Below are 18,467 nucleotides of genomic sequence, written 5' to 3'. Positions count from 1 at the left end.
GAGTGCGGCTCGAAGCGTGCTCGCGAGTCGGGGTCGGCTCGTGCTGACGGGCACGGCGATCATGCTGTCGGTGGCGTTCCTCGTCGCGACGCTGGTGCTGTCCGACTCGATGCGTGGCCGAGCGGCCGGTGACATCGCCGAAGCGTTGGCCGGGACGGACGCCGTGGTGCAGGGCGTCGTGCTCGGCGAGCCCGGGGGAGGGCCGGGAGATCCGGAAAGGTCGGTTCGGCGGTCACTGGATCCCGACATCACCGAGCGCGTGGCCACGGTCGATGGCGTCGACGGGGCCGCCTCGCAATGGGTCGGCTTCGCGAAGCTGGTCGTCGACGGATCGTCAGTCGGAACCGGCACGGCGAGCGACGTGGGTCGCAACTGGGTCGCCGACCCGGTGCTCAATCCGTTCCGGCTCGCGAGCGGGCGACCACCGACCGAGGTCGGCGAAATCGTGATCGACCGATCGCTCGCCGATGACGCAGGTTTGGCTCCGGGTGACGTCGTACAGGTGCTGACCACGACGGGGATGTACGACGCGACCATCACCGGTGTCGCGACGTTCGCGTCGGCGGATGCGGCACCGCTGCAGCGAACGGTGCTGTTGCCCGACGGAGCGGTGTCCGCCTGGCTCGACACCGCGGCGCCGACGGAGGTGCTCGTCGACATCGCGGAGGGCGCTGACCGCGCCGAGGTGCTCGGCCGATTGTCGGCGCTGACCGATGCCGAGGTCATCGACGGACCCGACCACATCCGGACGATGCAGGACGCCGCGACGTCACCGCTGCAGTTCCTGACCGTGTTCCTCCTGGCCTTCGCCGTGATCGCGGTCTTGATCGGTGTGACGATCATCTTCAACACGTTCGCGCTCACCGTCGCCCGCCGCCGACGGGAGTCGGGGCTGCTGCGTGCGATCGGTGCGGAACGACGCCAACTGCTCGGCGGAGTGGTGATCGAGGCCGCGCTCGTCGGGACGATCGCCACGCTCGTCGGCCTCGTGTGCGGGGTCGCGGGAGTGGGCGCGCTGCGTTGGCTCGTCGGACTCGCCGGGATCACATTGCTCACCGGTCCGTCGATCGTGAGCACGACCTCGATCGCGGTCGCCGCGACCGTCGGTATCGGCGCAACGATCCTCTCGGCATGGATCCCGGCTCGCCGTGCGGCGGCGACACCACCGATCGAGGCGCTGCGCGAGAGCGCGGCGGAACCCCGGGTCGTGAGCCCGGCGCGAACTGCGAGCGGGCTCGTGCTCGCCGCGGCGGCGATCGCTGGAGGAACTTTGGCTGTGGTGCGCTCGAGCGCGACGTGGGCCGTACTCGTCGTTGCCATCGTCCCGGCGCTCGTGCTGTGCGGCCCGGCGCTCGTGACCGCCGCAGCGCGTGGGAGCGCTCAGATGGCCCGCCGGGTCGCCGGTGTGTGTGGCGCGATCGCAGCGGGCAACCTGGCTGCGAGCCCCCGCCGATCGGCGTCGACGGCGCTCGCGCTCATGCTCGGCACCGCGATGGTGACGATGTTCGCGATCTTCGCGAGCTCGCTGACGAGCGCGGTCGGGACGGACGTTCGTGAAGGACTTCAGGCGGACGTGGTGGTCACGTCGGCGACCCCCGACTTCCCGACGATCGACCCCACCCTGGCCGGCCGGATCGCAGCGTTGCCCGACGTCGACGCCGTCGCTGCGCTGTCGACCGCTGAAGGGATCGTGGCAGGAAAAGCCGAGGCGATCGGCGGCATCGACCCGACAACACTGTCCACCACGTTCGACCTCGACCCGATCGCCGGCGACCTCGCCGACCTGAGCGAGGGGGGCGTGGCCGTGGTCGGCGACGACCCGACGCTGCTCGGCAGCACCCTCGCGATCGAATTCGAACGCTCGACACTCGAGGCGCCGATCGTTGCCGTGGTCGCGAGGAGCACCGGCGGCTTCGAAGCCCCTCTGTACTTCGTCGACCGTGCGACACTCCACGCCTCGGTCGGTCGTCTGCTCGACGCTCTGTTGTTCGTCGACCTGGCCGACGGCGTGGTCGCGGACGCCGAGGAAGACGTGAGGGCGCTGGTCCGAGCCACGCCCGGGTCGTTCTTCGAGACCCGGGCGGAACACGTCGCCGACAGCGGGAGCGAGATCGCCGCGTTCGGGAATTTCATCGACGGGATGCTCATCCTGGCGAGCTTGATCGCGCTGCTCGGAGTCGCCAACACCACGGCGCTCGCGATCAATGAACGCTCAGGAGAGCTCGGGCTGCTGCGAGCGGTCGGCGCGACTCGCCGAGAGCTGCGTCGAATCGTGCGGCTCGAGGTGGCTCTCCTGTCGTTCGTGGCAGCATCGATCGGTATCGCCGTCGCAGTCGGCTTCGGTTGGGCGCTGATCGACGTCACCGGTGGCGCGGAGATCCCGTCCGTCGTCGTACCGTGGTCCCGTCTCGCGGTGACGCTCGTCATCGCGGTCGCAGCCGGCATCGTCGCTGCGGCGTGGCCCGCGTTCCGCGTCTCCCGGGTGCCCGTGCTCGAGCTGGCGGGCCGGGACCGCTGACACGCAGGTCCTGCGCCTGGACCGGACGGCCCACGAACGGTCCCGGTGCAGTGACCCCCGGCGGAGTACGCGCCCGCCATCGGTCGCGACGATGATCATGCCGTGACGCACACGGATCACCGCACCGGTCGCGATCCGGCCATCGGTGGCTCGGTCACGACGATTGATGGACGCGTCAGCGTCGGTAGGCGTCCGGGAAAGCGGCGATGGCGGCCTGCAGGTCGGCCATGGGTCCGCCGTCGATCGGCGTGCGGGCTGTCAGCAATCGTTCGGTGCCGCGCCAGACTGCTGTTGCGTAGTCAGCCTCGGAGCTGTGGCAGAGCAGCCGTCCGGCGGGCGTGCTCAGCTGCAGTCCATGACGGCGGGTACGGCGCACCGCGAAACTCCAGCCGCTGGAGGCGCCGGTCAACACGTAGCTGGCGTCGCGGCCCGCCGCCAGGGTCGCAACGCCGTTGAGCATGTCCGCTGCGGCGAGATACACCATCAGCAACCCGCGGGACCCGAGCTGGCGGGAACTGTGGGATCCACCGTCCCAGCGCAGGCTGACGTGTCCCAACTCGAACCCGGTGACCTGCATTGGCGCATCAACGGGTGCGTCGAACTCCACGGCGATCACCCCGACATGGTCACATGCCCTCGTGGTCGGTTGGTTGCTCGTGCGACGGGCATCCCTCGCGAGCGTCCAGGAAGCGAATCACCTGGTAGGCGGGCTCGCTCAGATCAGCGCAGGAAGAGCGGGTCAATGGGTGTCCACCGTCGCGGGCGGCGCCTGCTCGGCCAACTGGGCGTGGCAGACGGACAGCAGTTGCCGCAGTCGGGTCAGCCGTGCGATGTGCTCGTCGATGATCTCCAACCGGCGGCGGAACATCTCACTCGCCTGAGGCAGCCGGATGCGGTCGGGAACAGTGTGTTCGGGCAGAGTGTCGCCGTCGAGCAGATGAAGATGGTCGCTGAGGGTGGCGATGTCGTCGACGGTCAGGCCGAGCGACAGCAACTCACGGATGATCTTCACTCGGGCCACGTCGGCATTGCGGTAGGTCCGTTGCCCGGTGCGGGTGCGTATCGGTGGCGGCAGCAGTCCTCGCTGTTCGTAGAAGCGCAACGCCCGCGGGGTGGTGCCCGCTGCCGCCGCGGCGTCACCGATACGCATCGTGCCTCCCGACTGTCAGAGCTCCACGAGGACGGCGCCGACGTGCCGTCCCTCGACGACATCCTGGAACGCTCGGGCGGCCCGGTCGATTCCATGGATGCGGGTATGCGGAAACCGGATGTTGCCGGTGTGCAGCCAGGCGCCGAACCGCTGCGTCCATTCGGCGAGCGCGTCGGGGTGGTCGGCGGCGTTGGACCCGCGCAAGCTGATTCGCTTGAGCACGATGGGTACGAGGTCCAGTTCCAGCGGGGCGGTCGTGCCGGTGCCCTCGGCGGCGAGTTGCGCCGACAGCGCGCCGATCAGCACGATGCGGGCGTGGGGCCGGGCGGCGTGCACCGCCGCCTGAAGTTGTTCGCCGCCGACGGTGTCGAGCGCCACGTCGATGCCGTCCGGAGCGGTGTCGGCGAGCTGAGTGGTGATCGGTCCCGCTCCGCGAACGATGACCGCGTCGTAGCCGAGTTCGGTGGTCAGGACGCGGGCCTTCGCCGGTGAGCCGGTGGTGCCGATGACTCTGGCCGCGCCGAGACGACGGGCGATCTGGCCGGCGAGGGAACCGACGGCGCCGGCGGCGCCGGTGATGAGCACCGTGTCGCCGGTACGGACGGCGGCGGTGCGGGTCAGCGCCGCGTACGCGGTCCAGCCCTGCGACAGGTGAGCCAGCGGATCCGGTAGCGAGTCTCCGAGCCGACGGCACCGGTCGACCGGGACGACCGCGTACTCGCGCCAGCCGAGGTCGTGGCCGACCAGCTCACCCGGACGCAGGCCGCTGGAGTCGGGGGCGGCGACGACCTCGCCGATCGCGGTGCCGGGCAGCGGATCGCCGGGTCGCGGGCCGGGCAGTCCCGCCGCGGCCGCGCCGATGAGGGTCCGGAGCAGGGCCGCGGAGACCAGGAAGGCACGGTTGCGGACCAGGACCTCGCCGGACGCGCGGGGCGGCACCGGGACCTCGACGACGGTGAAGTCCTCCGGGCGCGGCAGGCCGTCCGGAGTTGTGAGCAACTGAACCTGACGATGGACGGAAGGCAGTGACGGCACGTGACGCTCCTTGTTCGGTCAGTGGAGCGCGACCGTAAACCCTGACCCATGCGTCAACTGCAAGTCTCAAGGGCACCCACAGGACTGGTACAGCAGGCTGTACTTTCTGGGCCACGGCACGTCGGCGTCGACCTTGCGCGTCGCTATCGTCACTGCCGGGAGGTACGGGATGCCGCGCAGGGACGCCGCTGGCGCTACGGCCGCTGCGGGACGACTGGGCCCGCAGCTTTGGCGGGCGGCGCGGCGGTACCTGCGTCGCCGCCTACGAATGTCTGTCGACGCCATCGAACACCTTGTCGGCGGCCTCGGCACGTCGATCCTGGCGCTGGCGGCCGTACTGCTCCTGGTCCTGGTGGCGCTCGCCAGCGTGGTCGGCATCGGCCTGGCGGTGGTCCCGTCGGCGGCGAAGGCGGTCCGCCTCGCCGCCAACCGGGAGCGGGCCCGACTGTCACGATGGGACCGCGACCTGCCCCTGCCGCCGGCGGTCCCCACCGGCCTGCGCGACGTCCTGCGCGACCCGTGGTTTCGACGCGAGTGCGCGTTCGTGGCCGTCCACGGCACCGTCGGTTTCGGCCTGGGGGTGCTCGGGCTGTCGCTGCCGATCTCCGCCGTGCAGAACCTGCTGTTCCCGCTCTACTACTGGGTGCTGCCGCCGGAGGCGGGCGGCCCGGGGTTCATCGACTGGCGGATCGACGGGTTGCCCGACGCGCTGGTGGTGGGGCTGATCGGGGTCGGTTGGCTCGCCGCGACCGTGGCGCTCAACCCGCCATTGGCCGGGCTGCAGGCGCTGCCGGGGCGACGGTTGCTGGCACCCCCGCGCGACGTCGACATGTCGCTGCGGATCGCCGAGCTGACCGCCACCCGGGCGGCCGCGCTGGACGCGCACGCCGCCGAGCTGCGACGCATCGAGCGGTCCCTGCACGACGGGGCGCAGAACCGGCTGGTCGCGGTCACCGTACTGCTGGGTGCCGCGCGGCGGGCGATGCTCCGGGATCCGGCGCGGGCGGTGGAGATCCTGGACCGCGCGCACGACTCGGCCGAACAGGCCCTCGCGGAGCTGCGCAGCGTCGTACGCGGGATTCTGCCCCCGGTGCTCGACCACCGTGGACTCGCCGCGGCGCTCGACGGTCTGGCCGCCGGCTGCGGGGTACCGTGCACGGTGGAGGTCGACGTCCCGGGCCGATGCGCCGCGTCGGTCGAGGCGACGGCGTATTTCGTGGTCGCTGAGGCGCTGACCAACGTCGCCCGGCACAGTGGTGCCGCCTCGGTGGCGGTCACCGTGCGGCGCAGCGTCGACCGGCTGTACGTGTCGATCGTCGACGACGGTCGGGGCGGTGCCGACGAGGGCCACGGCTCGGGCATCGCCGGCATCCGGCGGCGGGTGCAGGGCCACGACGGCCAGTTCACTCTGACCAGCCCACCAGGTGGGCCGACGACCCTACTCGTGGAGTTGCCGTGCGGATCGTGATCGCCGAGGACGACGCCCTGCTACGGGAAGGTCTGTCGCTGCTGCTGCGGGCCGAAGGGCTCGACGTGGTCGCCACCACCGACTCACCGACGACCTTCCTGGCCGCCGTGGACGAGTTCCGGCCGGACGTCGCGATCGTCGACGTCCGGATGCCGCCCACCCACACCGACGAGGGCATCGTGGCCGCCGTCGAGGCCCGGCGTCGTCGACCCGACCTCGCGGTGCTGGTGCTGTCGGCGTACGTCGAGCAGGCGTTCGCCACCGACCTGCTCGCCGGCGGCGCGGTCCGGCTCGGCTACCTGCTGAAGGAGCGGGTCGGCCGGGTCGAGGAGTTCCTCACCGCGCTGCACCGGGTCGCCGACGGCGGTACGGCGATCGACCCGGAGGTGGTCGGCCAGCTGTTCGCCCGCAGCCGTCCCGACAGCACCCTGGCCCGGCTCAGCGGCCGGGAACGCGACGTGCTTGCCCTGATGGCTGAAGGGCTCGGCAACGGGGCGATCGCGCAGCGGCTGTTCGTCACCGACGGGGCCGTGCACAAGCACATCCGCAGCATCTTCGCCAAGCTCGGTCTCGCCCCGGACGACCGCGCCGACCGGCGGGTGACGGCGGTGCTGCGCTACCTCGAGGACGCCCAGCGCCGCAGTTGGTGATGCCGGCGCCGCGCGATTGGTACAGCCTGCTGTACCCCGGTTGGCCAGTACGCTAGATCGTCCCGCAGCCCGTCTGACCATAGCGTTTTCCATGTCATCGTCCTCTGACGACATGGAGAGGTTGGTCCAGATGTCCGTCCGCGTTGGACGCCCCGCCGACCCGGCGGTCCGCGTGATACAGCTCGCCCGTACGTATGGTTCCGGACCGCAGGCCGTCACCGCGCTCGCCGGCGTCGACGCGGAGTTCCACCGCGGCACGTTCACGGCCGTGATGGGGCCGTCCGGTTCCGGCAAGAGCACCCTGTTGCAGACCGCGGCCGGCCTGGACCGGCCCTCCTCCGGGCAGGTGTGGATCGGCGGCCAGGATCTGTCGCGGCTGTCGGAGACGAAACTGACCAAGCTCCGGCGCAGCCGGATCGGCTTCGTCTTCCAGGCCTTCAATCTGATCGGCGCGCTGACCGTCGAGGAGAACATCCACCTGCCGCTGCGGCTGTCCGGGGTACGCCCGGACGCCGCCTGGCTGCGCCAGGTGGTCGAGCGGGTCGGGCTCGGCGACCGGTTGCACCACCGCCCGGCCGAATTGTCCGGCGGGCAGCAGCAGCGGGTGGCGATCGCCCGAGCGCTGGCGATGCGCCCCGAGGTGATCTTCTGTGACGAGCCGACCGGCGCGCTGGACACCCAGACCGCCGCCGACGTGCTGGCCCTGCTGCGGTCGGTGGTCGACGACGCGCAGCAGACCGTGATCATGGTGACCCACGACCCGGTGGCGGCCTCGTACGCCGACCGGGTGATGGTCCTGGCCGACGGTCGGATCGTGCGGGACATGCCCCAGCCGGGCGCGGAGCAGATCGCCGAGCAGTTGGCGTGGCTCGGCCGCCGCCAGCTCGTCACCCAGGAGAGCTGAGCCATGCTGATGCTCGCCCTCCGGATGCTGCGCCACCGCATCGGCAGCGCGGTAGCCACCCTTCTCGCGCTCACCTGCGGCGTCATGATCCTCATGTCGATGGGTGTGATGGTCGAGTCCGGGATGCGGTTCACCCCCGCACCGCAGCGGTACGGCGCCGCCGACATCCTGGTCGCGGATCGCGACATGACCATCGAGACCACCGAGTTCGGTGAGACGTCCACGGTCACCGTGGACCTGCCCACCGGCGGAAGCGTGCCGGTCACCCTCGCCGAACGCATCGGGCAGCTGCCCGGCGTGGCGGTCGCCGCCGCCGACCGCTCGATCCAGGCGGTCGTGCCGATCGACGACTCCGCGCAGGGGGCGGTCGCGCACGGTTGGAGCAGCGCCGCGCTCACCCCGTACCGGATCGTCGACGGCAACCAGCCGGACAGCACCGACGAGGTAGCCGTTGACGTCCGGCTCGCCACGGCGGCCGGCGCTCAACTGCGGCCCGGCGACCAGATCGCGGTCCTCGCTGCCGGCTCGGTGCGCCAGTACCGGATCAGCGGCATGGTGGACCGTGCCGCCGCCGGTGACACCCCGTCCGCGCTGTTCTTCACCGACGACCACGCCGCGGCGCTCAGCGGCAGCCCGGACCGGGCCGGACTGATCGGGATCGTCCTGGCCCGTGGTGCGGACTCGGCGGCCGTGACGGCCGAGGTCGACCGGCTGGCCGCCGAATCCGGCGCGACGGTCTACACCGGCACCGACCGGGCAGGAGTCGAACAGTCCGAGGCGCTCATGGCGGCCGACATGCTGATCCAACTCGGTTCCGTACTCGGTGGCTACGTCGCCGGGCTCGTCATGTTCGTCGTCGCCGGAACGATCGGCCTGGCGGTCCGCCACCGCCGCCGCGACCTGGCCCTGTTGCGCGCCGTCGCGGCGACCCCGGGTCAGGTACGGCTGCTGGTCGTCGCCGAAGTCGCGCAGCTGGCCATCGTCGCGGTGCTGCTCGGCATCCCGGCCGGGCTGTGGGCGACCGACTGGGTGCACCGGCAGCTCATGGACCGCGGCTTCATCCCGCACGGCTTCCCGTTCGACGGCGGGGTGCTCACCGCCGTGGCGGTCAGCGTGGCGACCGTGCTGGTGGCGGTGTCGGCGGCGCTGATCGCGGCCCGTCGTACGGTGCGGATCCGGCCGACCGAGGCGCTCGGTGAGATCGCCGTGGAGCCGGCCCGCAGCAGCCTCCTCCGGCTCTTCGCCGGTCTGCTCGCACTCGGCGGCGGGGTCACGTTGACCATGTTCAGCACCGCCCTGCGTGGCCAGGCCGGACTCGGCGCGGCGCTGGGCATGCTGTTCGTCTTCGTGCTCGCCGCCGCACTGCTCGCGCCGTGGATCAACCGGTACGCCGCACACGTACTCGGCCCGGTGCTGCGCGCCGTGTGGGGTGACAGTGGATACCTGGCGGCGGCCAACCTGCGGGCGAACGCGCAGGGTATGGCGACTGTGCTGACCGCGTTGGTGCTGTCGGTCGGCTTCGGTGGCTCGATCTGGTTCCTGCAGGACAACCTGGATCGGGAGGCCGTCGCCCAGACCCGCGACGGCACGCTGGCCCAGCACTCGCTGGTGTCGGCGGTCGGGCTGCCGGCGAGCGCCGCAGCGGACGCCCGCGAGCTGCCCGGCGTCGTCGCCGCCACACCGATCCGGCGTACCTCGGTGATCCTGCCGGTGTTGGGGGGTGCCGAACCCTTCGGTGCCCAGGCGATCGACCCAGCCGGGGCCGACCGGACCATGGACCTGTCGGTCACCGAGGGCAGCCTCGCCGACCTGCGTGGCGACACCGTGGCGCTGTCCAACCTGCAGGCATCCACGCTGGGAGCGGATCTCGGCGACCAGGTCGAGATCTGGCTCGGCGATGGCACCCCGGTGACGTTGCGGCTGGTCGCCATCTACGAGCGCGGGCTCGCCTTCGGGGACGTGACCCTCAACCGGGAGACGGTCGGCGGCCACACTCCGACCAACCTCGACGACGAGGTCCTGATCCGCACCGAACCGGGCAACGCCGAGGCCGTCGCCGGGCTTGCCGACCTGGTCGAGCGGTACCCGGGCAGCGGCCTGATCGACACCGGGGCCGTCGGCGCCCAGCTCGCCACCGACCTGGCCCTCAGCGCCTGGATGAACAAGCTGGTCATCGGCGTCATGGTCGGCTATGCCGCCCTCGCTGCCGCCAACACCATGATCATGGCGGCGCTGACCCGGGGGCGTGAACTGGCCCTGCTGCGCCTGGTCGGCGTCACGGCCCGTCAGGTCAAGCGGATGGTGCACGCCGAACAGGTCGGCCTGCTCGGCACCTCACTGCTCATCGGTGGCGCCATCGCCGCCATCACGTTGGTCTCGGTGGTCCGGATGATGACCGGACAGCTGATCCCTTACGTACCGCCGCTCGGCTGGGTCTCGATCATCGGCGGTACCACGCTGCTCGCGCTGGTCACCACCATCGCTCCCATCAGCGCACTCCTGCGGACGCCACCGGTGAACAGCATCGGCGTCAAGGAGTGACCGTCACCCATTCCACCGCAGGTGCCGACGAATCGTCGTCGGCCCCGTGGATCGGCGCACCGGGCACCCGATCCGAACACTCACCAGGAGGTTCCATGTCACCGCTACGCACCGCCGGCCGTCGTACCGCCGCCGCACTGGCGCTCGTCACACTTGTCGGGATCGCCGGCATCGGTATCCAGTACGCCGACGCCGCGCAGGCCCACCGTCCGAAGAAGGACTCCATCCAGACCAGCATCGACGCGCTGGTCGAGGCCGGCGTCGCCCCCGGCGCGCTGGTCTCGGTACGGGACAGCAGGGGCCGCGTCACCAACTACACCGCCGGCGTCAACGACCCACGGACCAGGGCGAAGGTGCCCACCGACGGGTACGTGCGGATGGCGAGCAACACCAAGATGTACACCTCGGTCACCGTCCTGCAGCTCGTCAACGAGGGCAAGGTGAAGCTGGACGAGCCGATCGAGACGTACCTGCCGGGGCTGGTCCGTGGGGAGGGCTTCGACGGACGCACCATCACGGTCCGCCACCTGCTGAGCATGACCAGTGGGCTGCCGGAGTACGACCTGCCGGACGTCTCCGTGTGGGGCCAGAGGTACTACGAGCCGCGTGACATGCTCGACTCGGCGTTCGCCAAGCCGGCGCACGCTCCGTCCCTGGCGGGCAGGTGCAGTACCGCAACGCCAACTACATCGTGGCGGGTCTGCTCGTGCAGAAGGTCACCGGTCGCCCGATCAGCGAAGTGATCACCAACAAGATTCTGAAGCCGGTCGGGCTGCACGAGACGTACTGGCCGGGTGTCGGTGACAAGACCATCCGCCGGCCGCACGCCAAGGGCTACCTGCCGGACCCGGAGACGATGAAGTGGGTCGACACCACCCAGGTGGACCCCTCCATCGCCTGGGCGGCCGGCCAGATGATCTCCACCCCGAGTGACCTCAACAAGTTCCTGGTGGCGCTGCAGAACGGCAAGCTGATCAAGCCGGCGACCCTGGCCGAGATGCGCGACAGCAAGGTCTTCCTTCCCGGTGGCGAGGCCTTCCCGGACCTGGTGTGGCAATACGGCCTCGGCGCCACCGGGTACGACCTCTCCTGCGGCGGTCGAGCCTGGGGACACGGCGGTGACATCGACGGATACTCCAGCCGTTCGGCCATCACCTCCGACGGTCGCGCCGTGACCATCGTGGTGACCGCCGCCACGAGCCCGGTCCCCGACGGCATCTTCCGGGTCCTGGACGCGTTCGACGCGGCCCTGTGCGCCGGCAGGTAGCCGTCGCCGGTCAACTGACCGATCCCTTCTCCTGAACCGCCACTGGCGGGGCGACCCGCCGCCCGTGCCGGAACGCCTGGCGCACCCGGCACGGGCGGCGGCTCGGCCGCCATCCGTACCCAGTCAAGGAGCAGCCTGCCATGCCCACCCACCTCACTCGACTCCGCCGGCCCACCCGGTCGCGTCGCCGGGTCGTCGCCATGGCGACGACCGCGGTGATCGCGGCGGGCGGTCTCACGACCGCCGGCCCGGCCGGCACCGCCTGGGCCGGGAGCCGTCCCGACGCCATCGGCCAACGCGTCGAGAAGCTCGTCGGTACCGATCGGCACCCGGGGGCGCTGGCCGCAGTCCGGGACCGTCGCGGCCGGACCCAGCACCACACGGCCGGGGTCGGCGACCTGCGCACCGGCGCGAAGGTGCCGAAGAACGGCCGGGTACGCATCGGCAGCGCCAGCAAGATGTTCGCCGCCGTCGTCGTGCTGCAGCTCGTCGGGGAAGGCACAGTGGATCTCGACGAGTCGGTCGAGACGTACCTGCCGGGTCTGGTGCGCAGCCCCGGGGTGGACGCCGACGCGATCACGGTCCGTCAACTACTGCAGCACACCAGCGGGCTGCCCGACTACACCGACACGATGTTCCCGAGAATGATCGACATCCCGCCGTACCAGCATGTCTACCTCGAACCCCGGGACCTGCTCGACATGGCCAACGCCAGGGAAGGCGGGCCGGCCGGCGACTGGGCCTACAGCAACACCAACTATCTGCTGGCCGGCCTGATCGCCCAACGGGTCACCGGCCGGCCGTTCAACGAGCTGGTCACCACCCGGGTCATCGAGCGGATCGGCCTGCGCTACACCTACGCGCCCGGGGTCGGTGAGGAGGGCATCCGCGGTCGGCATCCCAAGGGTTACCAGCTCGATGAAGCCACCGGCGAACTGCTCGACTTCACCCGGATGGACCCGAGCTGGGGGTGGGCCGCCGGCCAACTGGTCTCCACTCCGGCCGATCTCAACGCGTTCCTGCGTGCCCTTCTGGGCGGCAAACTGCTCAATCCCGCGCAGCTGGCCGAGATGCGGACCACCGTCGCCGTGCATCCACAATCGGACCTGGGGTACGGGCTCGGTCTCTTCCGTACCCCGTTGAGCTGCGGCGGGGTGGCGTGGGGCCACGGCGGTGACATCCCCGGCTACTCGACCGTCAACGGCGCCACCGAAGACGGCCGCGCGGCGACCCTGGTAGTCACCTCGCTCAACGGGTCGGTCACGGACGGCTCTGTCGCCGCCGACCGGGCCGCCCTCGTCGACGCCGCGCTCTGCGCGAAGTGACCGGCATGGCCGGAGTACGGCGGTCTCGACCGTGCGTCGGGGCACCTCGCCGGTCAATGACCCACGGGCTCAGGTCTGCGGGTCAGCCCCTGCTTCTTGACATGCTCGATCAGCGCCACGAGGACCTCTTTGGACGACTGCCGTTCCCGCGCGTCACACATCATGACAGGCACGTCCGGGTCGAGGTCCAGGGCCAGTCGAACTTCGTCAAGGCTGTACTGGCGCGCGTTCTCGAAGCAGTTGACGGCAACGATGAATGGCAGCCTCGCGCGTTCGAAGTAGTCGACGGACGGGAAGCAGTCGGCAAGCCGCCTGGTGTCCGCCAGGACCACGGCGCCCAGGGCGCCGATGGTGAGTTCGTCCCAGACGAACCAGAAGCGGTCCTGGCCCGGGGTGCCGAACAGATAGAGGACGAGTTCCTCGCTGATGGTGATCCGGCCGAAGTCCATCGCCACAGTCGTGGTCGACTTCGCCTCGACACCGGAGATGTCGTCGACTCCCACGCCCTGCTCGGAGAGGACCTCTTCGGTCCGCAGGGGCTTGGTTTCGCTGACGGATCCCACGAGGGTGGTCTTGCCTACGCCGAAGCCACCCGCGATGAGGATTTTGATGGCGGTGGGAAGGGTCGCATGGCCCGTCCGCTCAGAGTTGACGTAGTCCATTGATGAGCGCCTCGAATACGCTGTCGTCGGGAAGGGTGGCGGCTTGGCGAGGGTCGTTCACCTGAACGAATCCCTGAGCGATCAGTCCGTCGAGCAGCACTCGAACGGTGCCAAGGGGCAGGCTGAGATGCGCGGCCACTTCTGCGAGTGCCAGCGGTCGTTGGCACAGGTGAATGATCCTGGCCTGCTCTGGTGCTATCCCCACCTCCGACGGCGGGGCCGATCGGGTCGCCAGGACCAGAGCGACCACATTGAAGCTGTTGGCTGGTTTGGCCCGCCCGCCGGTTACGGCGTACGGCCGGACTACCGGCCCGGCTGCGTCATCTAACCAGACCGGTTCTTCGTCGGGCATCGTCATGGCGGCCCCTAGTTGTTGGTGTACTGACTCGGCCTGGTCGGGGAGGCGAGGAACTTGCCGGCTCGCGCAACGACCATCGCCATTTCGTACGCGACAAGTCCGACGTCGGTGTCTTCGGCCGCGAGGACGGCCAGGCAGGCGTTGCTTCCGGCCGCGGTGACGAAAAGGAACGACGATTTCATCTCGATGATGGTCTGTTGAACGGGTCCGCCGCCGAACCGCTTGCTGGCGCCCTTCGCGAGGCTCTGGATCCCCGATGCCATCGCGGCCAGGTGTTCCGCGTCGTCCCGGCTGAGCTGGGCGGAGGAAGCCATGAGCAGCCCGTCAGCGGAGAGCACGATGGCATGCTCAGCCTGCTTGACACGCCCAACCAGGTCGTCGAGCAGCCAGGCCAGATCGCCCGTGGAATTCTGCTGCACTTGCCCGTTCCTCTTTCTCACCGGTCGGTTTCGGCCGCGGACGTGTTGTCGGCGGCGTTGGGTTGCTCGTCGTCGGCGGCGTCGACGAGACGTGCGGCGTCATCACGGCCGCGGCGGGTGCCGGACTGGTAGGAACTCATCATCCTGCGGATGTCGTCGGGGGATCGCCCCGCCTCGTCGTCCGGTGGCTGTGTCTGGCCTGGGGACGATTCGCGCAGTTGTCGCGCGATGTTGGCCTGGCGGACCCTCATCGGCAGGCCGTGCTCGGTGTGCTCGGTGTGTCCGGCAGCAGGTCCGGGCCGCTGTTTGACGCTGGGCGGGCTCTTGACCGGCTCCTCGGTGACCGTGGCGGCGGCGTCAGCGGCGGCACGCAGTGGACGCACCGCTGGCAGTTCCATCGTTTCGCCGTGCACGGGTGCGGGCTCGACGACGGCGAGCGAGGTCTGCCGCGCCGTGGTGACCCGCTGGGCATCGCCTGCGGCAGCCGCGTCCCTGGACACGCCCACCGTCGGTGCGGGACCGGCGCCGATCGGGTCGGCCGTCGCAACCAGGTCCTTGGGAATGAGGACGACCGCCGTCGTGCCGCCGTAGGGCGACGGCTTCAACCGGACCGCGAGGTGGTGCTTGGCGGCCAGCCGACTGACGACGAAGAGTCCCAGCTTCTTGGCGTCGGCGAGGTTGAACTCTGCGGCGACTGCGAGGTCCGCGTTCGCAGCGGCCAGATCGTCCTCGGCCATGCCGAGACCTCTGTCCTCGATCTCGATGGCGAAGCCGTTGGCCACAAGCTGCCCGCGCACCTCGACAGGGGTGCTCTTCGGCGAGAAGGTCAGGGCGTTCTCGATCAGCTCGGCGAGCAGGTGGATGATGTCGCCGGCGGCCCGGCCGGCGAGCGCGACCGACCCGAACGGCATCACCTTCACCCGGGTGTAGTCCTCCACCTCCTGCACGGCAGCGCGGGCCACATCGACCATCGGCACGTTGCGGCGCCAGCCACGGCCGGGCGTCGCACCCGACAGGACGATGAGGTTCTCGGCGTTGCGCCGCATCCGGGTGGCGAGGTGGTCGACGCGGAACAGGTCCTCGAGTTCGTCGGCGTCCTCCTGCCGGCGCTCCATCTCGTCGAGGAGGGTCACCTGGCGGTGGACGAGGGCCTGGGTGCGCCGGGCCAGGTTAAGGAACACATCGCGTACGTTGCGGCGTAGCTCCGCCTGCTCGACGGCCGTACGCACAGCGGTCTCCTGGACGGCGTTGAACGCCTGGCCGACCTGCCCGATCTCGTCCGAGCCGAAGTCGAGAGGCGGTGCCTCGACGGCGACGTCCACCTTCTCGCCGCGCTGAAGACGCTCGACCACGGCGGGCAGCCGCTCGTCGGCGAGTTGATGAGCCGCGTCACGTAGCCGCTGCAACTGCGCCACCAGAGCGCGCGCCGTCGTGATCGACAGCACGATCGACGCGGCAACGGCGATCGTGCCAAGGCCCGCCGCGAGAAGCAGCCGGATGATGACCCAAACGGCGACGCCCACGGCACCGGACACGATTCCGTTGCCACCGGCTGTGACTACTTCCTGCAGCTCGGACTGGGCGTCGTCAACCACACTGCGCCACTCGCCGGCCTCGACGGGCAGGCTCGACCGGGTGCGGCTGGTCTGCGCCACACTGTCTTCGATCGCCCGAAGACGGCGGAAGGTGTCGCCAGCAAGCAACTGCTCATATCGAGCGCGGTCGGCGGGTGACAACTGGATCGAGGTTTCCGATCCCGCGAACCGTTGGGCGCCCACGAGCTGCGCGAACTGCGCCTGCTCAGCGGCGGTGATCCGACCGCTGGCGAGGACGCCACTCAAGAGCGCGTCCTCTTGCGAGATCAGCTCCCCCATGCGGTTCAGCTGGATGAGCGCGGCGGCGTAACCCGCGATCGTCTTGTCGTCCAGGCTCGCCGTGGCGTGGTAGATGCCGAAGATCGAGTCGATCGAGTCGCCGAAGGCCCTCGCTGCGCTCGAGCGGTCGATGGTGCGTGCATCGACCAACTCCCTGACACCGCCCAGGGCGTCCAGACTGACGTAGGCGGCGTCGAGTCGTTGGGCCAACGTGTTGCTGCCCGCCAGATCCGTCTGCCAACTCCGTGCTGACGCTGTGAACGTCGCGGCGAGTTGCTCGGTCTGCCGGCGCTGGGTGTCCAAGGACGCTCGCGCTTGACTGTCGTCGGAGCCACCCAGGTAGGCCAGCGTGAGTCGGCGTTCGTTCTGCAAGGCCGTCAGCAGGGGTGCGCTCGGCTCGTACACCTTGCTGTTCAGCGTATTGACCCAGAGCAGGTTGAGACCGTCCCGGAGGGTCACCCACGCCGCGAACGCCCACAGGGCAGTGAGCGACAGCAACATCGCGACCACTTTGGTGCGGATATTGGTACTGCGAAAGCGCATCACACCGTCCCAGTCGGCCGTTGCACCTGGCTAAGTCCTCGGTGAATTTCTGACGCCTGCGCGTCCCACATCAACGGCGCGCGACAACGGGAGCACGCTAGCAGCGTCCAAGAAGGTCCTCAAGCGTCCCTGATCACCGGCTTGCTGGCTGCCTGCCGCGGTTTGGGTGCAGTTGTCGTGACGGTCGCCGCAGTTATGTCGTGCCGTTGCCGCACAAGGTGCAATGCGGCGAGCACCGCAGCGCGGACAATCGCCAGCGGGCGATAGAGCTCCTTGCCGTACCACAGGGGAGGGGCAGGCTCCCGGCCCGCCGTCTCGCAGAGGTACGCGTAGCCACGCCTCGCGGCCGCCTGGACTTCATCGGCCCTCGGGCGTGCTGCCAGGAGCACCTGCAACGCGTACGCGGTCTCCTCAGCGGTGCCGTCCCAACGCCCCCACGACCCGTCGGCCCGCTGCGTGGACAGGACCCAGTCGACCGCCCTCGCCACCGCGTCGACCGGGGTGGGCCCACGGCCGAAGTCTTGAAGAGCAAGGGCACAGCACATCGTGGCGTAGTACGGCGAGGCATGCCATCGGTCGCGCCACTGCCCGTCCGGCTGCTGGCGCTCTTGCAGCGCCACCGTCAACCGATCGATGGCGGCCATGTACCGCGGCTCCGGATCGACTCCGCTGGACACGTGCTGACCGAAAGCGTCCAGGACGTGCGCGTTGGTGGTGACCGACCACCCGTCCTCACCAGGCCAGGTGCAGAATCCATCCGCAGTTTCGTATGCCCAGAGAGGCCCGGGGTCCACAGGCTGGCCCAGATGTCCGAGCGCGCACAGCGCCACCGCCGTGGTGTCTGAGTCGGCGGGCAGCCCCGGCCCGGTCGGAGTGCCCAGCGGGTTCAGCGCGGCGCGCAGGCTTTCCACGATGCGCGGCGGCACCTCGACTCGAATGCCAGCCCGTGCCAGTCCGCTCACCACCCACGCCGCTTCGAAGACAGTGATGGGCAACGGACACGGCACCGGGCCGCCGCCAGCGACAGTCGCCAAATGAGCCAAGGCCTGGTTGCTGGAGGAGCCCGATTCGTTGTTGCCGATCCAGGCGGCGGTTGCCGCCGGTGAGGCGCCGACCGTCCCGGGCCCCGCCGGTCGAATGCCTGCGGCGCGAGCTGCGGGACCCAGGACCTCCAGGAAATGCACCAACTTGCCCGGCAGATCAACGCCGGCAGCGACCGCTTGTCGGACCCTGACGAGACGGCCGTCGTCCATCCCCGTCGGCAGGCCTAACCGCCCGCCGTACCAGGGTTCGAGGCACGGCACCGCCAGGTGTTCAAGCCGGGCGAGATGCTGGTTGATGCCCGCCACGAGGGACGGCACGATGAGATCCGCGCCTGGCGTGTCCGGCACCAGCAGGTCAGCCCGTAGCCAGGTAGTAAGCGCCTGCAGGCTGCGGGCGACGGCAGGGGCCAGGCGCGCCGCCACGTGATCCCGATGTGCCCTCGGTCCCGTGGAGCGGAGGGTCGCGAGCAGCGCATCGGTGGCGCTGAGGGTGGGAACCAGCGCATACCCCTGCGGTGGACCCCACCCTCCGTCCGCCCGCTGCGTCTGCAGCAGGAATGCGATGCGCTCGGCATGCCCACCCAGCCACGGCGACAGCGACACAAGCCGAGCGGTCTCGTAAACCGATGGGGCGACCTGACCGTGCGGCTCCGCCTCAAGCCCGGCAATTAGATCAGCTACGGCACCGTCAATGTCGCCGTTCAATGTAT

At 70.0% G+C, this 18,467-nt stretch carries 16 protein-coding genes; 8 read left to right on the top strand and 8 right to left on the bottom strand.

From position 1 onward, the window contains the following. Positions 1-40: 40 nt before the first annotated feature. Complete coding sequence (locus ENC19_RS25950) at positions 41-2,518, top strand: FtsX-like permease family protein (RefSeq protein ID WP_208021019.1); 2,478 nt, start codon at positions 41-43, stop codon at positions 2,516-2,518. 175 nt (positions 2,519-2,693) lie between these two features. Here ENC19_RS25950 and ENC19_RS25945 read toward each other — a convergent pair whose 3' ends face one another. The 3 genes from ENC19_RS25945 to ENC19_RS25935 form a co-directional block, all read right to left on the bottom strand. Continuing rightward, positions 2,694-3,134 carry a hypothetical protein gene (locus ENC19_RS25945; RefSeq protein WP_164449668.1) on the bottom strand — a complete coding sequence of 147 codons (441 nt, stop codon included), beginning with the start codon at positions 3,132-3,134 and terminating at the stop codon, positions 2,694-2,696. A 123-nt stretch (positions 3,135-3,257) separates the two neighbouring features. Beyond that, on the bottom strand, positions 3,258-3,668 hold the full coding sequence (locus ENC19_RS25940; RefSeq protein WP_164449667.1) for a MerR family transcriptional regulator: 411 nt from the start codon (positions 3,666-3,668) through the stop codon (positions 3,258-3,260). Positions 3,669-3,683: 15 nt separating this feature from the next. Then, complete coding sequence (locus ENC19_RS25935) at positions 3,684-4,667, bottom strand: MDR family NADP-dependent oxidoreductase (RefSeq protein ID WP_208021018.1); 984 nt, start codon at positions 4,665-4,667, stop codon at positions 3,684-3,686. Positions 4,668-4,971: 304 nt separating this feature from the next. Here ENC19_RS25935 and ENC19_RS25930 point away from each other — a divergent pair, with 304 nt between their 5' ends. The 7 genes from ENC19_RS25930 to ENC19_RS25900 all read left to right on the top strand — a co-directional run bounded on the left by ENC19_RS25930 (position 4,972) and on the right by ENC19_RS25900 (position 12,858). Beyond that, positions 4,972-6,171 (top strand): sensor histidine kinase, encoded by a 1,200-nt coding sequence (locus ENC19_RS25930; RefSeq protein WP_235945116.1) that lies wholly within the window; start codon positions 4,972-4,974, stop codon positions 6,169-6,171. Then, a complete protein-coding gene (locus ENC19_RS25925) occupies positions 6,159-6,821 on the top strand; it encodes a response regulator transcription factor (RefSeq protein WP_164449664.1) in 663 nt (220 codons plus the stop codon). The genes ENC19_RS25930 and ENC19_RS25925 overlap by 13 nt, the downstream gene beginning before the upstream one ends. A gap of 130 nt (positions 6,822-6,951) precedes the next feature. Continuing rightward, positions 6,952-7,725: an ABC transporter ATP-binding protein gene (locus ENC19_RS25920; RefSeq protein ID WP_164449663.1), complete on the top strand. Its 774-nt coding sequence runs from the start codon at positions 6,952-6,954 to the stop codon at positions 7,723-7,725. A 3-nt stretch (positions 7,726-7,728) separates the two neighbouring features. Further along, entirely contained in the window at positions 7,729-10,266 is a 2,538-nt protein-coding gene (locus ENC19_RS25915) for an ABC transporter permease (RefSeq protein WP_164449662.1), read from the top strand. A 95-nt stretch (positions 10,267-10,361) separates the two neighbouring features. Further along, positions 10,362-11,009, top strand: coding sequence for a serine hydrolase domain-containing protein (locus ENC19_RS25910; RefSeq protein ID WP_164449661.1), 648 nt, complete (start codon positions 10,362-10,364; stop codon positions 11,007-11,009). Beyond that, positions 10,931-11,533: a serine hydrolase domain-containing protein gene (locus ENC19_RS25905; protein ID WP_164449660.1), complete on the top strand. Its 603-nt coding sequence runs from the start codon at positions 10,931-10,933 to the stop codon at positions 11,531-11,533. Before ENC19_RS25910 ends, ENC19_RS25905 begins: the two co-directional genes overlap by 79 nt. A 140-nt stretch (positions 11,534-11,673) precedes the next feature. Then, positions 11,674-12,858 (top strand): serine hydrolase domain-containing protein, encoded by a 1,185-nt coding sequence (locus ENC19_RS25900; protein ID WP_164449659.1) that lies wholly within the window; start codon positions 11,674-11,676, stop codon positions 12,856-12,858. Positions 12,859-12,911: 53 nt separating this feature from the next. On the opposite strand, the gene ENC19_RS25895 is transcribed toward ENC19_RS25900, so the two are convergent. From ENC19_RS25895 to ENC19_RS25875, 5 genes are all read right to left on the bottom strand, one after another. Then, the gene (locus tag ENC19_RS25895; RefSeq protein WP_164449658.1) at positions 12,912-13,520 is read right to left on the bottom strand and encodes a GTP-binding protein; all 609 of its coding nucleotides are present in this window, start codon (positions 13,518-13,520) and stop codon (positions 12,912-12,914) included. Continuing rightward, positions 13,501-13,878 (bottom strand): DUF742 domain-containing protein, encoded by a 378-nt coding sequence (locus tag ENC19_RS25890; RefSeq protein ID WP_164449657.1) that lies wholly within the window; start codon positions 13,876-13,878, stop codon positions 13,501-13,503. Before ENC19_RS25890 ends, ENC19_RS25895 begins: the two co-directional genes overlap by 20 nt. 8 nt (positions 13,879-13,886) lie before the next feature. Continuing rightward, positions 13,887-14,297, bottom strand: a complete 411-nt coding sequence (locus ENC19_RS25885) for a roadblock/LC7 domain-containing protein (RefSeq protein ID WP_164449656.1) — start codon at positions 14,295-14,297, stop codon at positions 13,887-13,889. Between the two features lie 17 nt (positions 14,298-14,314). Continuing rightward, entirely contained in the window at positions 14,315-16,714 is a 2,400-nt protein-coding gene (locus tag ENC19_RS25880; protein WP_164449655.1) for a sensor histidine kinase, read from the bottom strand. 119 nt (positions 16,715-16,833) lie between these two features. Further along, on the bottom strand, positions 16,834-18,462 hold the full coding sequence (locus ENC19_RS25875; RefSeq protein ID WP_166459123.1) for a prenyltransferase/squalene oxidase repeat-containing protein: 1,629 nt from the start codon (positions 18,460-18,462) through the stop codon (positions 16,834-16,836). Positions 18,463-18,467 lie beyond the last annotated feature (5 nt).

Source organism: Verrucosispora sioxanthis (assembly GCF_010560025.1).
GTDB lineage: Bacteria > Actinomycetota > Actinomycetes > Mycobacteriales > Micromonosporaceae > Micromonospora > Micromonospora palythoicola.
Note: the sequence above shows the minus strand (reverse complement) of the source record. Positions and strands in the feature narration are given on the sequence as shown.